Source organism: Pseudomonas parafulva NBRC 16636 = DSM 17004 (genome assembly GCF_000730645.1).
Taxonomy (GTDB): Bacteria; Pseudomonadota; Gammaproteobacteria; order Pseudomonadales; family Pseudomonadaceae; genus Aquipseudomonas; species Aquipseudomonas parafulva.
Window position 1 is genome coordinate 35,712 of record NZ_BBIU01000022.1, and the last position, 15,160, is coordinate 50,871.

Annotated in this window: 12 protein-coding genes and 1 riboswitch; of the genes, 6 read left to right on the forward strand and 6 right to left on the reverse strand. The window is 64.4% G+C overall.

Annotated features, from left to right (window positions below; genetic code table 11):
• Positions 1–29 precede the first annotated feature (29 nt).
• A complete protein-coding gene (locus PPA02S_RS15050) occupies positions 30–776 on the forward strand; it encodes an RsiV family protein (protein WP_028631861.1) in 747 nt (248 codons plus the stop codon).
• Here PPA02S_RS15050 and cytX read toward each other — a convergent pair.
• Positions 745–2,028 (reverse strand): putative hydroxymethylpyrimidine transporter CytX, encoded by a 1,284-nt coding sequence (gene cytX / locus PPA02S_RS15055; RefSeq protein ID WP_028631862.1) that lies wholly within the window; start codon positions 2,026–2,028, stop codon positions 745–747. The two genes, PPA02S_RS15050 and cytX, sit on opposite strands and share 32 nt — an antisense overlap.
• A 147-nt stretch (positions 2,029–2,175) precedes the next feature.
• On the reverse strand, positions 2,176–4,056 hold the full coding sequence (gene thiC / locus PPA02S_RS15060) for a phosphomethylpyrimidine synthase ThiC (protein WP_028631863.1): 1,881 nt from the start codon (positions 4,054–4,056) through the stop codon (positions 2,176–2,178).
• 154 nt (positions 4,057–4,210) lie between these two features.
• Positions 4,211–4,317: riboswitch (TPP riboswitch) on the reverse strand.
• 159 nt (positions 4,318–4,476) lie between these two features.
• On the opposite strand from thiC, the gene PPA02S_RS15065 reads away from it, so the two are divergent.
• The gene (locus tag PPA02S_RS15065) at positions 4,477–5,910 is read left to right on the forward strand and encodes a TolC family outer membrane protein (RefSeq protein WP_028631864.1); all 1,434 of its coding nucleotides are present in this window, start codon (positions 4,477–4,479) and stop codon (positions 5,908–5,910) included.
• A 24-nt stretch (positions 5,911–5,934) separates the two neighbouring features.
• On the opposite strand, the gene waaA is transcribed toward PPA02S_RS15065, so the two are convergent.
• On the reverse strand, positions 5,935–7,206 hold the full coding sequence (gene waaA, locus PPA02S_RS15070; RefSeq protein ID WP_028631865.1) for a lipid IV(A) 3-deoxy-D-manno-octulosonic acid transferase: 1,272 nt from the start codon (positions 7,204–7,206) through the stop codon (positions 5,935–5,937).
• An 11-nt stretch (positions 7,207–7,217) separates the two neighbouring features.
• The gene (locus PPA02S_RS15075; RefSeq protein ID WP_028631866.1) at positions 7,218–8,108 is read right to left on the reverse strand and encodes a LysR family transcriptional regulator; all 891 of its coding nucleotides are present in this window, start codon (positions 8,106–8,108) and stop codon (positions 7,218–7,220) included.
• An 84-nt stretch (positions 8,109–8,192) separates the two neighbouring features.
• Here PPA02S_RS15075 and PPA02S_RS15080 point away from each other — a divergent pair, with 84 nt between their 5' ends.
• From PPA02S_RS15080 to PPA02S_RS15095, 4 genes are all read left to right on the forward strand, one after another.
• On the forward strand, positions 8,193–8,525 hold the full coding sequence (locus tag PPA02S_RS15080; RefSeq protein WP_028631867.1) for a DMT family transporter: 333 nt from the start codon (positions 8,193–8,195) through the stop codon (positions 8,523–8,525).
• A 133-nt stretch (positions 8,526–8,658) separates the two neighbouring features.
• Positions 8,659–9,834, forward strand: coding sequence for an NAD(P)/FAD-dependent oxidoreductase (locus PPA02S_RS15085; RefSeq protein WP_028631868.1), 1,176 nt, complete (start codon positions 8,659–8,661; stop codon positions 9,832–9,834).
• Positions 9,831–10,643, forward strand: coding sequence for an aldo/keto reductase (locus tag PPA02S_RS15090; RefSeq protein ID WP_028631869.1), 813 nt, complete (start codon positions 9,831–9,833; stop codon positions 10,641–10,643). The genes PPA02S_RS15085 and PPA02S_RS15090 overlap by 4 nt, the downstream gene beginning before the upstream one ends.
• Before the next feature lie 50 nt (positions 10,644–10,693).
• Positions 10,694–11,671, forward strand: coding sequence for a hypothetical protein (locus tag PPA02S_RS15095; RefSeq protein WP_028631870.1), 978 nt, complete (start codon positions 10,694–10,696; stop codon positions 11,669–11,671).
• Between the two features lie 28 nt (positions 11,672–11,699).
• On the opposite strand, the gene hldE is transcribed toward PPA02S_RS15095, so the two are convergent.
• Both hldE and msbA read right to left on the reverse strand, forming a co-directional pair.
• Positions 11,700–13,121, reverse strand: coding sequence for a bifunctional D-glycero-beta-D-manno-heptose-7-phosphate kinase/D-glycero-beta-D-manno-heptose 1-phosphate adenylyltransferase HldE (gene hldE / locus PPA02S_RS15100; protein ID WP_028631871.1), 1,422 nt, complete (start codon positions 13,119–13,121; stop codon positions 11,700–11,702).
• A gap of 129 nt (positions 13,122–13,250) precedes the next feature.
• The gene (msbA, locus tag PPA02S_RS15105; RefSeq protein WP_028631872.1) at positions 13,251–15,056 is read right to left on the reverse strand and encodes a lipid A export permease/ATP-binding protein MsbA; all 1,806 of its coding nucleotides are present in this window, start codon (positions 15,054–15,056) and stop codon (positions 13,251–13,253) included.
• Between the last annotated feature and the right edge of the window lie 104 nt (positions 15,057–15,160).

Below are 15,160 nucleotides of genomic sequence, written 5' to 3' on the forward strand. Positions count from 1 at the left end.
GACTTTTCCCTGTTCTTGCAAGGATCATCATGACACTTGTCAAACTGACTTCCGTGGCTGTGCTGGCCATGGCCCTGGGTGCTTGCCAGAGCCTGTTCGCGCCCAACTACCGAGCCCCCCTCGAGGTCAAGCGCGAGGCCTGGGAGCACGTGAAACCCGGCTGCAGCGAACGTGACTGCCCGCTGGTGAACATTGATACCGTGCACTTCCCGGCGCTGCCCAAGCTTGATGCAATCGTTGAAAAACGCCTGCTGCAGCTGACCGAAGACAACGCACGCGGCACCGTACCGGCCACCCTGCAAGCCTACGAGCAGCAGTACCTGGCCAGCGCCGACAAGCGCAACAGCAGCTACCTGCAGGCCAAGGTACGCGAGCAGCATGACGGCTTGGTGATCGTCGAACTGTCCAGCTACCTGGACACCGGCGGTGCCCATGGCATGCCGGGCCGCGCGTTCATCAACTACTCACGCAAGCTGGACAAGGTGCTGACCTTGCAGGACATGCTGGTACCCGGCCAGGAAGACACGTTCTGGAAGACCGTCGAGGAGTCCCACCGTGCCTGGCTGATCAGCGTCGGCATGGACAAGGACGCCGAGTTCCTCAAGACCTGGCCGTTCAAACGTTCGCCGCACATTGCCCTGACCTACGGCGCGGTGGTGGTGAAGTACGAGGTGTACGCCATCGCGCCGTACTCCATGGGCCATGTAGAGCTGAAAATCCCCTACCCGCGCCTCAACGGCGTGATCAAGCCTGAACTGTTCCCCGGCCGCGGCTGAGGCTCAGTACACCGTAGGTCAGCCCTGCCAGCAGCACCGCCGGCAGGGTAGCCCCCAGGTCCGGCGCCTGCGCTGCGATCACGTGGTAGGCCACCGCGCCCATCCCCCAAGCCAGCAACGCCGGCCAGTGCAGCCCCGTGGCCTGGGTCGGCAGGCGGCGACGGCGCACCCCGTAATGGTCCACCAGTACCACGCCGAACAGCGGCGCGAACACCGAACCGATCAGCAGCAGGAAGTTCTCGTACTGGGCCAGCGGGGCCAACAAGGCAATCAGGGTGCACAGCACACCGATCACCAGGGCCAGGTGCTCGACCTTGACCGGCACCAGCACGCCGCTGGACACCGCTGCCGAATGGATATCGGCGAAGGCCTTTTCCGATTCGTCCAGCAAGATGAGCAGCAGCGGGATGCCCATGCCCGCCCCCGCCAAGGCCAGCAGCAATGCATTGACCTCGCCGCTGGCAGCGAAGGCGAGGGTGTAGGCCACGCCAAGGCTCATCAGCCAGGTATTGCCGATGAAGTAGCCCAGCACCGTGCCGCCGAACACCTGCCGGCCATCACGGGCGAAGCGCGAATAGTCGGCGATCAGCGGCAGCCATGACAGGGGCATGGCGATGACGATGTCAAAGCCCACCGCCAGCGACATCGAGCCATCGCCGCTGCGGTTCCACAGGGCGGCCAGGTCCGCCTTGGCGAACAGGTTCCAGGTCAGCCACAGGCAGGCGCCCAGCAGCAGCCAGATACCCCAGGCGCGCAAGATCTTGCGTACGAAGGCCAACGGCCCGCTGACTGCCAGCGCGGTGGCCAGGGCGCCGAAGCACAGCGTCCACAGCATGGGGCTGTTCCAGGCACTGTCTTCGCCGAACGCGCGTGCGCCCAAAAGGCTCGCGGCGTCGCGCATGACGATGATTTCAAAGGCGCCCCAACCCACCAGTTGCAGCAGGTTGAGCAGCGCCGGTAACCGTGCGCCATGGCTGCCCAGGCTGAGCTTCAGGGTACCCATGGCGGACAGCCCGGTGTCGCTGCCAATCACCCCGGCGGCGCCCAATAGCAGCACCCCGACACCTGTGCCCAGGGCGATGGCAAGCACCGCGCCGGCAAGGCCCAGGCCCGGTGCCAACATGGCGCCGACTTGCAGCACCATCAGGCCGATGCCGAGGGAGAACCACAGGGAGAACAAGTCGCGAGCGCCAAAGATGCGCCTGGCAGCGGGGACCGGGTGGTCGGGGGAGAACGGGCTGGGGGTGGTCATTGTTGTGATCGCCGAGAAGGTTGAGATGGGTGCTGAAGCGGCTGGCCTCTTCGCGGGTAAATCCACTCCCACAGAGCAGTTCACATTCCTGTGGGAGCGGGTTTACCCGCGAAGGGGCTAGCCGCTTCGGTGCAGGTGTAAAGCCGGTTACACCTTGTGGTACAGCTGACTGCCTTCCTGGCGGAACCGCTCGGCCTGCTCACGCATGCCCTGCTCCACCGTAACGTCAACGGTTTCGATCTTGGCGGCGTACTCGCGTACTTCCTGGGTGATCTTCATGGAGCAGAATTTCGGCCCGCACATGGAGCAGAAGTGCGCGACCTTGGCCGACTCCTTCGGCAGGGTTTCGTCGTGGAACGCGCGGGCGGTGTCCGGGTCCAGGCCCAGGTTGAATTGGTCCTGCCAGCGGAACTCGAAGCGTGCCTTGGAAAGCGCGTTGTCACGGATCTGCGCGCCGGGGTGGCCCTTGGCCAGGTCCGCAGCGTGGGCGGCGATCTTGTAGGTGATGATGCCGGTCTTCACGTCGTCCTTGTTCGGCAGGCCCAAGTGCTCCTTGGGTGTGACGTAGCAGAGCATGGCGCAGCCGAACCAGCCGATCATCGCCGCACCGATGCCCGAGGTGATGTGGTCGTAGCCCGGTGCGATATCGGTGGTCAGCGGGCCAAGGGTGTAGAACGGCGCTTCGTCACAGCATTCAAGCTGCTTGTCCATGTTCTCCTTGATCAACTGCATGGGCACATGGCCGGGGCCTTCGATCATGCATTGCACGTCGTGCTTCCAGGCAATCTTGGTCAGCTCGCCCAGGGTTTCCAGCTCGCCGAACTGGGCCGCGTCGTTGGCATCGGCAATCGACCCCGGGCGCAGGCCATCGCCCAGCGAGAAGCTGACGTCGTAGGCCTTCATGATTTCGCAGATTTCTTCGAAGTGGGTGTAGAGGAAGTTCTCCTGATGGTGCGCCAGGCACCACTTGGCCATGATCGAACCCCCGCGGCTGACGATGCCGGTAACGCGCTTGGCGGTCAGCGGTACATAGCGCAGCAATACCCCGGCGTGGATGGTGAAGTAGTCCACGCCCTGCTCGGCCTGCTCGATCAGGGTATCGCGGAACAGCTCCCAGGTGAGGTCTTCGGCCACGCCGTTCACCTTTTCCAGGGCCTGGTAGATAGGCACGGTGCCAATCGGCACTGGCGAATTACGGATGATCCACTCGCGTGTTTCATGGATGTGCTTGCCGGTGGACAGGTCCATGACCGTGTCCGACCCCCAGCGGATGCCCCACGTCAGCTTGGCCACCTCTTCCTCGATGGAGGAACCGAGTGCGCTGTTGCCGATATTGCCGTTGATCTTCACCAGGAAGTTGCGGCCGATGATCATCGGCTCCAGCTCTGGGTGGTTGATGTTGGCCGGGATGATCGCACGGCCACGGGCAACCTCTTCGCGCACGAACTCCGGGGTAATCTGCTGCGGGATACTGGCGCCAAAGCTGTGCCCGGCGTGCTGCTCGGCCAGCAGGCCCGCGGCCCGGGCTTCCTGCAGCTTCATGTTCTCGCGGATGGCCACGTATTCCATTTCGGCGGTGATGATGCCCTGGCGGGCATAGTGCATCTGCGAGACGTTGGCACCGGGCTTGGCGCGGCGCGGGTTGCGCACGTGGGCGAAGCGCAGCTTGGCGAGTTCGGCATCGTTCAGGCGCTCCTGCCCGAAGTGGGAGCTGAGCCCGGCCAGGCGCTCTGTATCACCGCGTGCCTCGATCCAGGCCGAACGCACATCGGCCAGACCCTTGCGCACGTCGATGAGCACGCTGGGGTCGGTGTAGGGGCCGGAGGTGTCGTAGACCAGCACCGGGGCGTTGGTTTCGCCACCAAAATCGGTGGGGGTGTCGTCCAGGCTGATCTCGCGCATGGGCACACGGATGTCCGGGCGCGAACCCTCGACATACACCTTGCGCGAGCGCGGGAAGGGTTGCACGGACTGCTGATCGACCTGGGCCGATTCACTGAGGTTGATCGCTTTTTCTTGTTTGGTCATCACAGGCTCTCCAGACGGCTTCCAAGCGGTGGAATGTCGGGGTGAACCTGAAGGACGCGGATGCACTCCTAGACGGGTGCGGTGCCAAAGACGAGGTGCCAACAGCCGCAAGCAGCTGAGACATTCCCGGACCTGGCACAAGAGGCTCCCCGGGAAGGCGAGCAATCTTGTTCCCTACGCAGGCGCTAACCTGATCAGGTTCAACGGGATCCGCACCTATGCGATCTCAGCCTTTGCTTCAAGGCACCCCGACAAGAACATGCGCAGTCTAGACTGGAGTGGCCCGCAAAGCCAAGCGGCTATCGGCCCGGACGATCGGCGGTGAATAGGCGATTGTTGCCCGGGGCACACCGCACTACACTGCGTCATCGCACGATACTCAACAGTTCAGTAATTACATTTCGTACAAGGATTGCACCTATGCTGCGCAAACTTTCACTGGCCCTCGCCGTGTCTTGTGCATCCAACGCGATGGCCTGGGCAGCAGACGTGCCCCCAACGGTGAAGACCGACCTGGTCAGCGTCTACCAGGAAGCCGTGGACAACAACGCCGACCTGGCGGCAGCCCGCGCCGACTATGGCGCGCGGCGCGAAGTGGTACCCCAGGCCCGTGCCGGGCTGCTGCCAAACCTGTCAGCGGGTGCCGAGATGATGAACACGCGCACCAAGCTCGACGAACCCTCGATCACCTCTACCCGCAGCGGCAACGCCTGGAGCGCGACACTGGCCCAGCCGATCTTCCGCGCCGATCGCTGGTTCCAGTTGCAGGCTGCCGAAGCAGTCAACGAGCAGGCCGCACTGGAATTGTCGGCCACCGAACAGAACCTGATCCTGCAGACCGCGCAAAGCTACTTTGCAGTCTTGCGCGCCCAGGACAACCTGGCTGCGACCAAAGCCGAAGAGGCCGCACTCAAGCGCCAGCTGGACCAGTCCAACGAACGCTTCGACGTGGGCCTTTCGGACAAGACCGACGTGCTGCAATCCCAGGCCAGCTACGACACCGCACGGGCCAACCGCATCATTGCCGACCGCCAGGTGCAGGATGCCTTCCAGGCCCTGGTCACCCTCACCAACCGTGAATACACGTCGATTCAGGGTGTGGTGCACAGCCTGCCAGTGCAGGTGCCGACCCCTAACGACGCCAAGGCCTGGGTAGAAACCGCAGGCCGGCAGAACCTGAACCTGCTGGCCACCAACTACGCGGTGTCTGCCGCTGAAGAAACCCTGCGCCAGCGCAAGGCCGGCCACGCCCCTACGGTGGATGCAGTGGCCAAGTACCAGAAGGGCGACAACGACAACCTGGGGTTCAGCAACCCGTCGCCGCTGGGCGTGCGCTATGGCGGTGACGTGGAACAGACCACGGTGGGCCTGCAACTGAACATCCCGATCTACAGCGGTGGCCTGACCAGCTCCCAGGTGCGCGAGGCTTACCAGCGCCTCAGCCAGAGCGAACAACAGCGTGAGAGCCTGCGCCGCCAGGTGGTGGAAAACACCCGCAACCTGCACCGGGCGGTGAACACCGACGTGGAGCAGGTGCAGGCGCGCAAGCAGTCGATCATTTCCAACCAGAGTGCGCTGGAAGCCACTGAAATTGGCTACCAGGTGGGCACGCGCAATATCGTTGACGTGCTTGATGCGCAGCGCCAGTTGTATACCTCGGTGAGGGATTACAACAACAGCCGCTATGCGTACATCCTCGATAACCTGAGCCTCAAGCAGGCAGCCGGCACGCTCAGCCCGCAAGACCTGCAGGATCTGAAACGGTACCTGAAACCGGACTACAACCCGGACAAGGATTTCCTGCCGCCGGACCTGGCGGCGGCGGCGGCCAAGAACTTCGAGCGCAGGCGCTGAAACGGGGGCCGCGTGGCGGCGGCCTTACCCCAACAACCCACTCAACCCATCGATCAACCGCTGCAACGCCCCTTGGTTGGCCCGCATCACTGCCCGGCCCGCCTCGCCCATGCGCCGGGCGTCCTGCGGCAACTCGACCAGGCGCTGCACCGCTTGGGCCAGCCCGTCGGCATCGTCCACCTGCTGCAGCGCCCCGGCCTCGCGCAGCATTGCGCTGATTTCGAGGAAGTTGAACACGTGCGGCCCCATCAGCACCGGTAGCGCCAGCGCGGCGGGCTCCAGCGGGTTGTGCCCCCCTGTCGCCACCAGGCTGCCACCCACGAAGGCGATGTCGGCCAGGGCATAGAGGAACAGCAATTCGCCCATGGTATCGCCCAACAGCACCTGGCTCTGGCCCTGCACAGCGTCCCCAGCGGAGCGGCGTACCGTTGCGAACTGCTCGCTACACAGGGCATGCACGGCAGCGAAGCGCTCGGGGTGGCGCGGCACCAGAATCAGCAACGCATCGGCATGGCTCTTCAGCAACTGCTGATGAGCCTGGAGAATCAGTGCGTCTTCGCCTTCATGGGTGCTGGCCGCGATCCACACCGGCCGCTGGGCGGCCCCCCACTGCTCGCGCAGCGCCTTGGCGCGGGGCAGCAGTTGCGGGTCGACTTGCAGGTCGAACTTGATCGACCCCGTCACCTGGACGCACTGCGGGCGCGCACCCAAGGTGCGGAAACGCTCGGCCTCCGCTTCGGTCTGCACCGCAATCAGGCTCATCTCGGCCAGCATGGGCCGGGTCAGCCTGGCAAAGCGGCCATAGCCACGGGCGGAACGCTCGGACAACCGCGCATTGGCCAGCGCGACCGGGATCGAGCGCTTGGCGCACTGATGGATATGGTTGGGCCATAACTCGGTCTCCATGATCACGCCCAGTTTCGGCTGCACATGGTCCAGAAAACGCCCGGCCGCCCATGGCAGGTCATAGGGCAAGTAACAATGCTGCACCCGGGGTTCGTCGGCGAACAGTGCGCGAATACGCTCCGACCCGGTTGGGGTCATGCAGGTGAGCGTAATCGGCAACTGCGGGTAGGCCTTGAGCAATGCGCGCACCATCGGCGCGGCGGCGATGCTTTCACCCACCGACACCGCGTGTACCCATATACCGCCCTTGCGCATGGCTGGCAGTTTGAATGCAAAGCGCTCACCCACGCGCTGGCCGTAGGCAGGCGCCTTGCGCGCACGCAGGTACAGGCGCAGCGCAACCAGTGGCAGACCGAGGTGAAACAACAAGCTATAGAGAGTTCTGTTCATGGCGGCGGAGTTTACCCGATAGCACGCAGGTGTACCGCAAAGCGCTCGGCCAGCCACTGTGCGGCGGGCCCAAGGGGCTCGTCCCGGCGCCAGGCCAGTTCCACCACCAATGCCGGTGGGCGCCATTCACTGGCCAGCTCGACCATGTGCGCCTGATACGTCGGGTATTGCACCACATGCCGCGGCAGCCAGGCCCAACCCAGGCCGCGCATCAGCAATTCGGCCATGGCGTAAAAGCTGTCGGCCCGCCACACCTGCGGGCTGATCGCCTCGCCACCCGGGTAGCCGCTCTGCTGGGGGGTAACCAGCAACTGGCGGTGGCGTGCCAGTTGCTGACGGGTCACCGGCCCGGCCTGCGCCAGTGGGTGGTCAACGGCGCACACGGTTACCATTTCCACACTCCCCAGGGCTCGCCGCTCCAGCGATGCCGGCATGCTTTCGTGGTGGAAGAACAGGCCGAGGTCGGCGCGCCGCTCGACCAGTTTGCGCGCTACGTCACCCTGGGCGCCGCTGGCCAGTTGCACTTCCAGAAACGGGTAACGGCTGGCCAGTTCATCCAGGCTGTCGATGACGGGCTGGTAGGGCATGGCTTCGTCTTGCGCCACCCGCAACAGGGCTTCCTGGCCGCGCATCAGTGCCAGGGCACGGCCGTCCAGGCGTTCGCACTGGCGTAACAACTCGCGGGCATCGGCCAACAGGGCACTGCCGTTTTCAGTGAGTTTCGGCTGCCGACCGCTGCTGCGCTCGAACAGCGTGACGCCAAGGTCGGCTTCCAGCAAGGCGATGGCATTGCTGATTGCGGACTGCGCCCTGCCCTGCTCCCGCGCTACTGCTGAGAATGAGCGCAGCTCCGCCACGCGCAGGAAGGTGCGCAGCTGCTCCAGGTTCCATAGCTCGGCCATCAACCTATCTCCATACCAGATAGGTAATGACTTTACCGCATACTGGCACCCTCTAGAATGCGCGCATCATCAGGAGAAACCATCATGAATGCCTACACCTACCTCGCCATCGCCATCTGCGCCGAAGTCATCGCCACTGCTTCGATGAAAGCGGTCAAAGGGCTGAGCACGCCGTTGCCGCTGCTGTTGATGGTGGTGGGCTACGGGATCGCGTTCTGGATGCTGACGCTGGTGGTGCGCAGCATTCCGGTGGGGATTGCCTATGCTGTGTGGTCGGGTTTGGGCATCGTGCTGATCAGCGTGGCGGCACTGGTGATCTACGGGCAGAAGCTGGACGTGCCCGCCATGCTGGGCATGGCCATGATTGTTGGGGGCGTGGTGGTGATTCAGGTGTTTTCCAAGACGGCGGGGCATTGATGCCGGGCCTGGGTTGAGCCTGGCGCTCGATCGCCCAGGCGCCGCAACTGCCAAGGCGAACACTCCCGGCTAACTGCCCACCCAGGCCCGACCCTGTATACTTGCCCGCTGTCCCAGTCTTCGAGGTACCACCATGCCATCTGCTATTACCACTGACGTGCTGATCGTCGGCGCCGGGGTCGCAGGCCTGTGGCTCAATGCCCGACTGCGTCGGCTGGGCTACTCGACAGTGCTGGTGGAGCGCGCCAGCCTTGGCGGCGAGCAGACCATCAAGTCCCAGGGCATCATCCATGGCGGCACCAAGTACGCCCTGCATGGCGCCTTGACCGGCGCTTCCGAAGCCATCGCCGACATGCCCAGGCGCTGGCGCGAGGCGCTGGCCGGCAACGGTGAGCTCAACCTGGCCAACACCCGGCTGCTGTCCGAGGCCCACTACCTGTGGTCCCCCGGTACGCTGGCCGGCAACCTCACCAGCTTCTTCGCCAGCAAGGCGGTGCGCGGCCGCGTCGACCAGGTCAAGGGCAATCAATTGCCCCCGGCCCTGCAGGACCGGGCCTTCAAGGGCAAGGTCTATCGGCTGGCAGAACTGGTCATCGACGTGCCCAGCCTGCTGGCCAACCTGGCAGAACTGGCCGGTGACAGCCTGCTGGCAGGCGAACGCATCACCCCACTACGTGAAAGCGACGAACTGGTTGGCCTGCAGGTGGATGGGCGCAGCATCATCGCCCAGCGCATCGTCCTCAGCGCAGGGGCCGGCACCGAAGACCTGCTGCACGCCCTGGGCCTGCAGCAGCCAGCCATGCAAACGCGCCCCCTGCACATGGTGATGGCCAAGGGCGCCAACCTCAAACCCCTGTATGCGCACTGCCTGGGTGGCGGGCCCAAGCCGCGCATGACCGTCACCACCCACCCGGCTGCCGACGGCCAGTGGGTGTGGTACCTGGGTGGCGACCTGGCCGAAGCCGATGGCGTGGCCCGCGACAGCGCTGCGCAGATCGCCGCCGCACAGCAGGAAGTGGCCAACCTGCTGCCTTGGGTCGACCAGGGCCAGGTACGCTGGGCCACCTTGCGCGTCGACCGCGCAGAACCCGCGCAATCGGGCCTGGTGCGCCCCGACAACGCCTTCCTGGCCGAACAGCAGCGCCTGCTGGTGGGCTGGCCGACCAAGCTGGCCCTGGCGCCGGACTTCAGTGACCGGGTCATCAACCAGCTGCAGCGCGACGGCATTCAACCCCAGGCCCACCCTGACCTGTCCGGCCTGCCACGCCCGCCTCTGGGCACGCCAGCCTGGGAGCAACTGCTGCCATGAGCCTGCCCACCCTGCACAATTTCCATCGCCCCTTGGGCAGCACCGGGCTGCAGGTGTCGCCCCTGGGCCTTGGCACCGTGAAGCTCGGCCGCGACCAGGGCGTGAAATACCCTGCCGGTTTCACCATCCCCGGCGATGAAGATGCCCGCCTGCTGCTGGCCCAGGCCCGCCAGTTGGGCATCAACCTGATCGATACCGCCCCCGCCTATGGCCGCAGCGAGGAACGCCTCGGCCCGTTGCTGCGTGGGCAACGCGATGAATGGGTGATTGTGAGCAAGGTGGGTGAAGAGTTCGAGGGCGGCCTGTCGCACTTCGACTTCAGTGCCGCCCACACCCGCCGGTCGGTGGAACGTAGCCTGCAGCGGCTGGAAACCGACCGCATCGACCTGGTGCTGGTGCACTCCGACGGCAACGACCTGGCCATCCTGGAGCAGCAAGCGGTGTACCAGACCCTGGCCGAGCTCAAGCGCGAGGGCAAGATTCTGGGCTTCGGCCTCTCCGGCAAGACGGTTGCTGGCGGCTTGAAGGCCCTGGAGCACGGCGACTGCGCCATGGTCACCTACAACCTGAACGAGCAGGCAGAGCGCCCCGTGCTGGACTACGCTGCGCAACACGGCAAGGCCATCCTGGTAAAAAAGGCCCTGGCCAGCGGCCACGTATGCCTGGCACCCGGTGTGGACCCGGTGCGGGCAAGCTTCGAATTGCTGTTTGCCCACCCGGGCGTCAGCAGTGCTATCGTGGGCACCATCAACCCGTTGCACCTGGCCCACAACGTGGCCACCGTCGCCCGCATCCTGGGCCAGCAGTGAGTTGCCCGTGGCCATGGCCGGGCAACTGAGCCGACGCAAGGAGAAGCCCCGTGGCGCGAACGCTGATCCGCAAGAACCCGAGCAACTTCAAGACGCTGCCACTGCATGTAGAAGCCACCGCCGAGGGCCTGGTGTACCAGAGCATCGGCGTGCCCCTCAACTTTGCCCAGACCCAACAACGGCGCAAGCCCATCCAGGTGGATGACCCGCAGCGTTTCGTCGCCGAGCTGGCCAACCTGGGCGTCTCGGTTCGGCTCACCCTGCACTGGCAAAACCGCGATTACTGGGTGCTGGTGCGCCAGCGCCGACAAGACCGCGGCGACGTGGTACTGAAACTGATCTCAGGTTATGTACCGGCGCAGGAGCTGAACCTGCCCTTGCACACGGCGGTGCAGGAAGTGGCCGAAGAATGCCTGCTGGAAACCACCGAAGGGTGGCTGGGTGGGCGCTTCAACGAAACCTGGCTGCCCGTGCCCTACGCAGCCGCCCTGCATTACCGCGAAACCCCGCACTTCCAGCTGGCCCCGCAGTCCGGCGCGGCGCGCCCGGTGCACTGCGGCCAGCAGGTGTTGCTGGAGCGGCCCAGGGCCTATGTGCACCTGCCCACGGCATCGCTGCAACTGATCTACGACATGCGCCTGGACGTGCCGCGGGACGCCAAGAAGCTCAGCCTGTTCCACGTCGATGAGCGGCTGGAAGGCGACCAACTGGTGGCACGGCTGAACCGCAAGCGGCCAGACCTGTACCTGATGCCTTTGAAGGACGGCCAACCCCTGGCCGAGCTGTACACCCTGAAGAAGGACGAGCTGGTGCCGGCGAGCACTCGCGGCCTGTACCTGGCCGAGAGCTTTGCCCAGCAGGAAGGCTGGGTGGTGAAGGATGAGCGGGTGCGCTGGCGGGACTGGGTGAAGCAGCAAGGCCTGGTAGAAACCAAGCCCGCGCGGGCCAGCCACCTGCAGCGCTTTGGTGCCAAGGCGCGGGCCCTGCTGCGGCGGGCCAGGACGTCTCTGCGCAACCAGAGCCCATGACCGGGGCCATGATGGCCCCGACGCAGCGTCAGTGCTTGCGGATTTTCTCGACGATGGCAGTGGTCGAGCTGTTCTCGACCAGCCCCAGCACTTTCACGGTGCCGCCGTAGCCGTTGACGATATCGGCACCCACCACCTGGTCGATGCCATAGTCGCCACCCTTTACCAGCACATCGGGCTTCACCTGGCTCAGCAGGTTTTCCGGCGTGCCTTCCGAGAAACTGATCACCCAGTCCACCGCCCCCAGGCCCGCCAGTACCGCCATGCGCCGGTCGACACTGTTGATCGGCCGGCCTGGCCCTTTCAGGCGGCTGACCGACGCATCGTCATTGACGGCAACGATCAGCCTGTCCCCTTGGGCACGGGCCTGTTCGAGATAGGTCACGTGCCCGGCATGCAGAATGTCGAAGCAGCCATTGGTAAAGACGATGCGCTCGTTGTGGGCCCGGGCATCATCGATGGCTACCAGCAGTTGCTCAAGCCCCAGCACCCCGCGCTCGGAACCCTCTTCGCGCTGAATGGCCCGGCGCAGCTCTGGTGCACTGATGGCGGCGGTACCCAGCTTGCCGACCACGATGCCTGCCGCCAGGTTGGCCAGGGCCACTGCATGAGGCAGCTCCTCGCCGGCCGCAATGGCGGCAGCCAGGGTAGAGATCACCGTATCACCGGCACCGGTGACGTCGAACACTTCTCGCGCCCGCGCTGGCAGGTGCAGCGGCGGCTGGCCGATGCGCAGCAGGGTCATGCCGTGCTCGCCACGGGTCACCAGCAAGGCGCCCATGTCCAGGTCATGCAGTAGCTGCAGGCCCTTGGCTACCAGCTCGGCCTCGTCGGCGCAGCGGCCGACGATGGTTTCGAATTCGCTGAGGTTGGGGGTAATGAGGCTGGCACCGCGGTACACGGAAAAATCCTTGCCCTTGGGGTCGGCCAGCACCGGGATACCCTTGGCACGCGCTGCCTGGATCAGGCTCTGGTGGTTCTTCAAGGCGCCTTTGCCGTAATCCGACAGTACCAGCACCTTGACGCCTTCGAGCAGCTTGTCCACTTCCGCACCCAGTGACAGGGGGTCGGTGGCGAAGGGTTCCTCGAAATCGATACGCAGCAACTGCTGGTGGCGGCTCATGACCCGCAGCTTGACGATGGTCGGCTGATGGGCGATGCGCTGGAACACCGAGCGCACACCCGCCGCGTGCAGGCTGTTGGCCAGGCTGTCGGCGGCCTCGTCCTGCCCGGTGACACCGATCAGCGACGCAGGCGCACCCAGCGCCGCAATGTTCAACGCAACGTTGGCCGCGCCACCCGGGCGATCCTCGATCTGATCGACCTTGACCACCGGCACTGGCGCTTCAGGCGAGATACGCGAGGTACCGCCATGCCAGTAGCGGTCGAGCATGACATCGCCGACCACCAGTACCGGGGCTTGATCGAAACGCGGCATGGACAACTTCATGGGCAACCCATATGAAAATAGTGAACAGGGACGGGATATTAGCACAGGGTGAACGGTGGCTTTACGGCCAGATCACCCTGGGAATATCCGGATACAACCGGGGCCGCCAGGGCCCCGGTGTGGCAGGTTTCAGGTGATATCGGCCTTGGCCGGTTCATCCAGGCCCATGGCATGCAGGCGGGCATAATAGCCATTGGCTGCCAGCAGCTCGGCGTGGGTGCCACGCTCCACCAGGCAACCCTGGTCCATGACCAGAATCTGGTCGGCCTTCTCGATGGTCGACAGACGGTGCGCGATCACCAGGGTGGTGCGGCCTTCCATCACGCGGTCCAGGGCGGCCTGGATGTGCCGTTCCGACTCTGTGTCCAGCGCCGAGGTCGCTTCATCCAGGATCAGCAAGGGTGCGTTCTTCAGCAACGCACGAGCGATTGCGAGGCGCTGGCGCTGGCCGCCAGACAACAGCACGCCGTTTTCACCGATCTGGGTATCGAAGCCCTTGGGCAATTGGTCGACGAAGTCTTTGGCGAACGCCGCCTCGGCGGCCGCCTCGATATCGGCACGCGGGGCACCGGCCAGGTCACCATAGGCAATGTTGTTGGCGATGGTGTCGCTGAACAGCGTGACGTGCTGGTTGACCTGGGCGATGTGGCGGCGCAGGTTCAGCAGCTTGAAGTCTTCGATTTCCACGCCATCGAGCAGAATCTCGCCGGTGTCGTGGTGGTAGAAGCGCGGAATCAGGCCGGCCAGGGTGGATTTACCACTGCCGGACCGGCCCACCAGCGCCACCATCTGCCCGGGCTCGACGGTGAAGTTGATGTCGCGCAGCACCTGGCGCTCGGTACCTGGGTACGTGAAGCTGAGGTTGCGCACTTCCAGGCGACCCTTGACCGAATCGCGCTCCACAGTGCCTTTGTCCAGCTCACGCGGCTCGTCCAGTTGCTCGAAGATGCTTTCAGCACCGGCGACGCCCTTCTGGATGGTCGAACTGACTTCCGACAGCTGGCGAATCGGCTTGGGCAGCAGACCGGCCAAGGTGATGTAGGCAACCATGTCACCCGCCGAGGCGTCGCCGCGAAGGTACAGCACCAGAAACATCAGCACCGCCATGGCCACATAGATCACCAACTGCAGCAGCGGCGTATAGATGGCGCTGGTGCGGGTCATGCGCAGCTGCTTGTCGGTGTTGCTCTGGCTGGCCTTGAGGAAGCGCCGTTGCTCGTAGGTTTCGCCGCCGAAGCTGCGCACTACCCGGTAACCCTGGATGGTTTCCGATGCCACGTGGGTGACGTCACCCATGGCCACCTGGATCTTCTTGCTCTGCTTGCGGAATTTCTTGCTGGCGCGGCCCACCATGAAGGCGATCAGCGGCAGGATGGCCAGCATCACCAGGGTCAGGCGCCAGTTCATCAGCAGCAGCGAGGCAAACAGGAAGATCACCGTCATGCCTTCGCGGATCACCACCTTGATGGCGTCGGTGGCAGCGCCGGTGACCATGGTCACGTTGAACGTGATGCGGGAAATGAGGTGCCCGGAGTTGTTCTGGTCGAAGTAGCGGTTGGGCAGGGTCAGCAGGTTATTGAACAGCTGCACCCGCAGGTCGTGTACCAGGCCCAGGGAGACCTTGGCCAGGAAGTAGTTGCCCAGAAACGAACCCAGCCCCTGCCAGGCGGCGATCAGAATGATCAGCCCAGGTACCGTGTGCAACAGGTTGAGGTCGCGCAGGTAAGGGACGTTGGGGAACAGCGAGGCGTCCGGGTTGGACAGGCCGTCGACGAAATACTTGAGGATATAGCCCAGCATGGGCTGAGTCGAAGCGAAGATCAGAAAGCCCAGGATACTAAGCAGAAACACGCCGATGTAGGGGCGGACATAGCCAAGTAGACGGAGGTAGATCTTCATGCTCGATGAACTGCTGGAGCCTTTGGCGTCTGTCATATCACGGAACATGCTGAAAATGGGGTGCTGACTTTAGCACAGGTTGCCTTGCACGTCGGTTAACGACGACCAGGCGCGTACCAGCAGCAATGCGTGCAAAGCTG

Coding starts and splice junctions, on each gene's coding strand:
- cytX (WP_028631862.1), bottom strand. CDS start 2,028: ATGACCACCCCCAGCCCGTTCTCCCCCGACCACCCGGTCCCCGCTGCC.
- PPA02S_RS15085 (WP_028631868.1), top strand. CDS start 8,659: ATGCCATCTGCTATTACCACTGACGTGCTGATCGTCGGCGCCGGGGTC.
- hldE (WP_028631871.1), bottom strand. CDS start 13,121: ATGAAGTTGTCCATGCCGCGTTTCGATCAAGCCCCGGTACTGGTGGTC.
- PPA02S_RS15065 (WP_028631864.1), top strand. CDS start 4,477: ATGCTGCGCAAACTTTCACTGGCCCTCGCCGTGTCTTGTGCATCCAAC.
- waaA (WP_028631865.1), bottom strand. CDS start 7,206: ATGAACAGAACTCTCTATAGCTTGTTGTTTCACCTCGGTCTGCCACTG.
- PPA02S_RS15080 (WP_028631867.1), top strand. CDS start 8,193: ATGAATGCCTACACCTACCTCGCCATCGCCATCTGCGCCGAAGTCATC.
- thiC (WP_028631863.1), bottom strand. CDS start 4,056: ATGACCAAACAAGAAAAAGCGATCAACCTCAGTGAATCGGCCCAGGTC.
- PPA02S_RS15050 (WP_028631861.1), top strand. CDS start 30: ATGACACTTGTCAAACTGACTTCCGTGGCTGTGCTGGCCATGGCCCTG.
- msbA (WP_028631872.1), bottom strand. CDS start 15,056: ATGACAGACGCCAAAGGCTCCAGCAGTTCATCGAGCATGAAGATCTAC.
- PPA02S_RS15090 (WP_028631869.1), top strand. CDS start 9,831: ATGAGCCTGCCCACCCTGCACAATTTCCATCGCCCCTTGGGCAGCACC.
- PPA02S_RS15075 (WP_028631866.1), bottom strand. CDS start 8,108: ATGGCCGAGCTATGGAACCTGGAGCAGCTGCGCACCTTCCTGCGCGTG.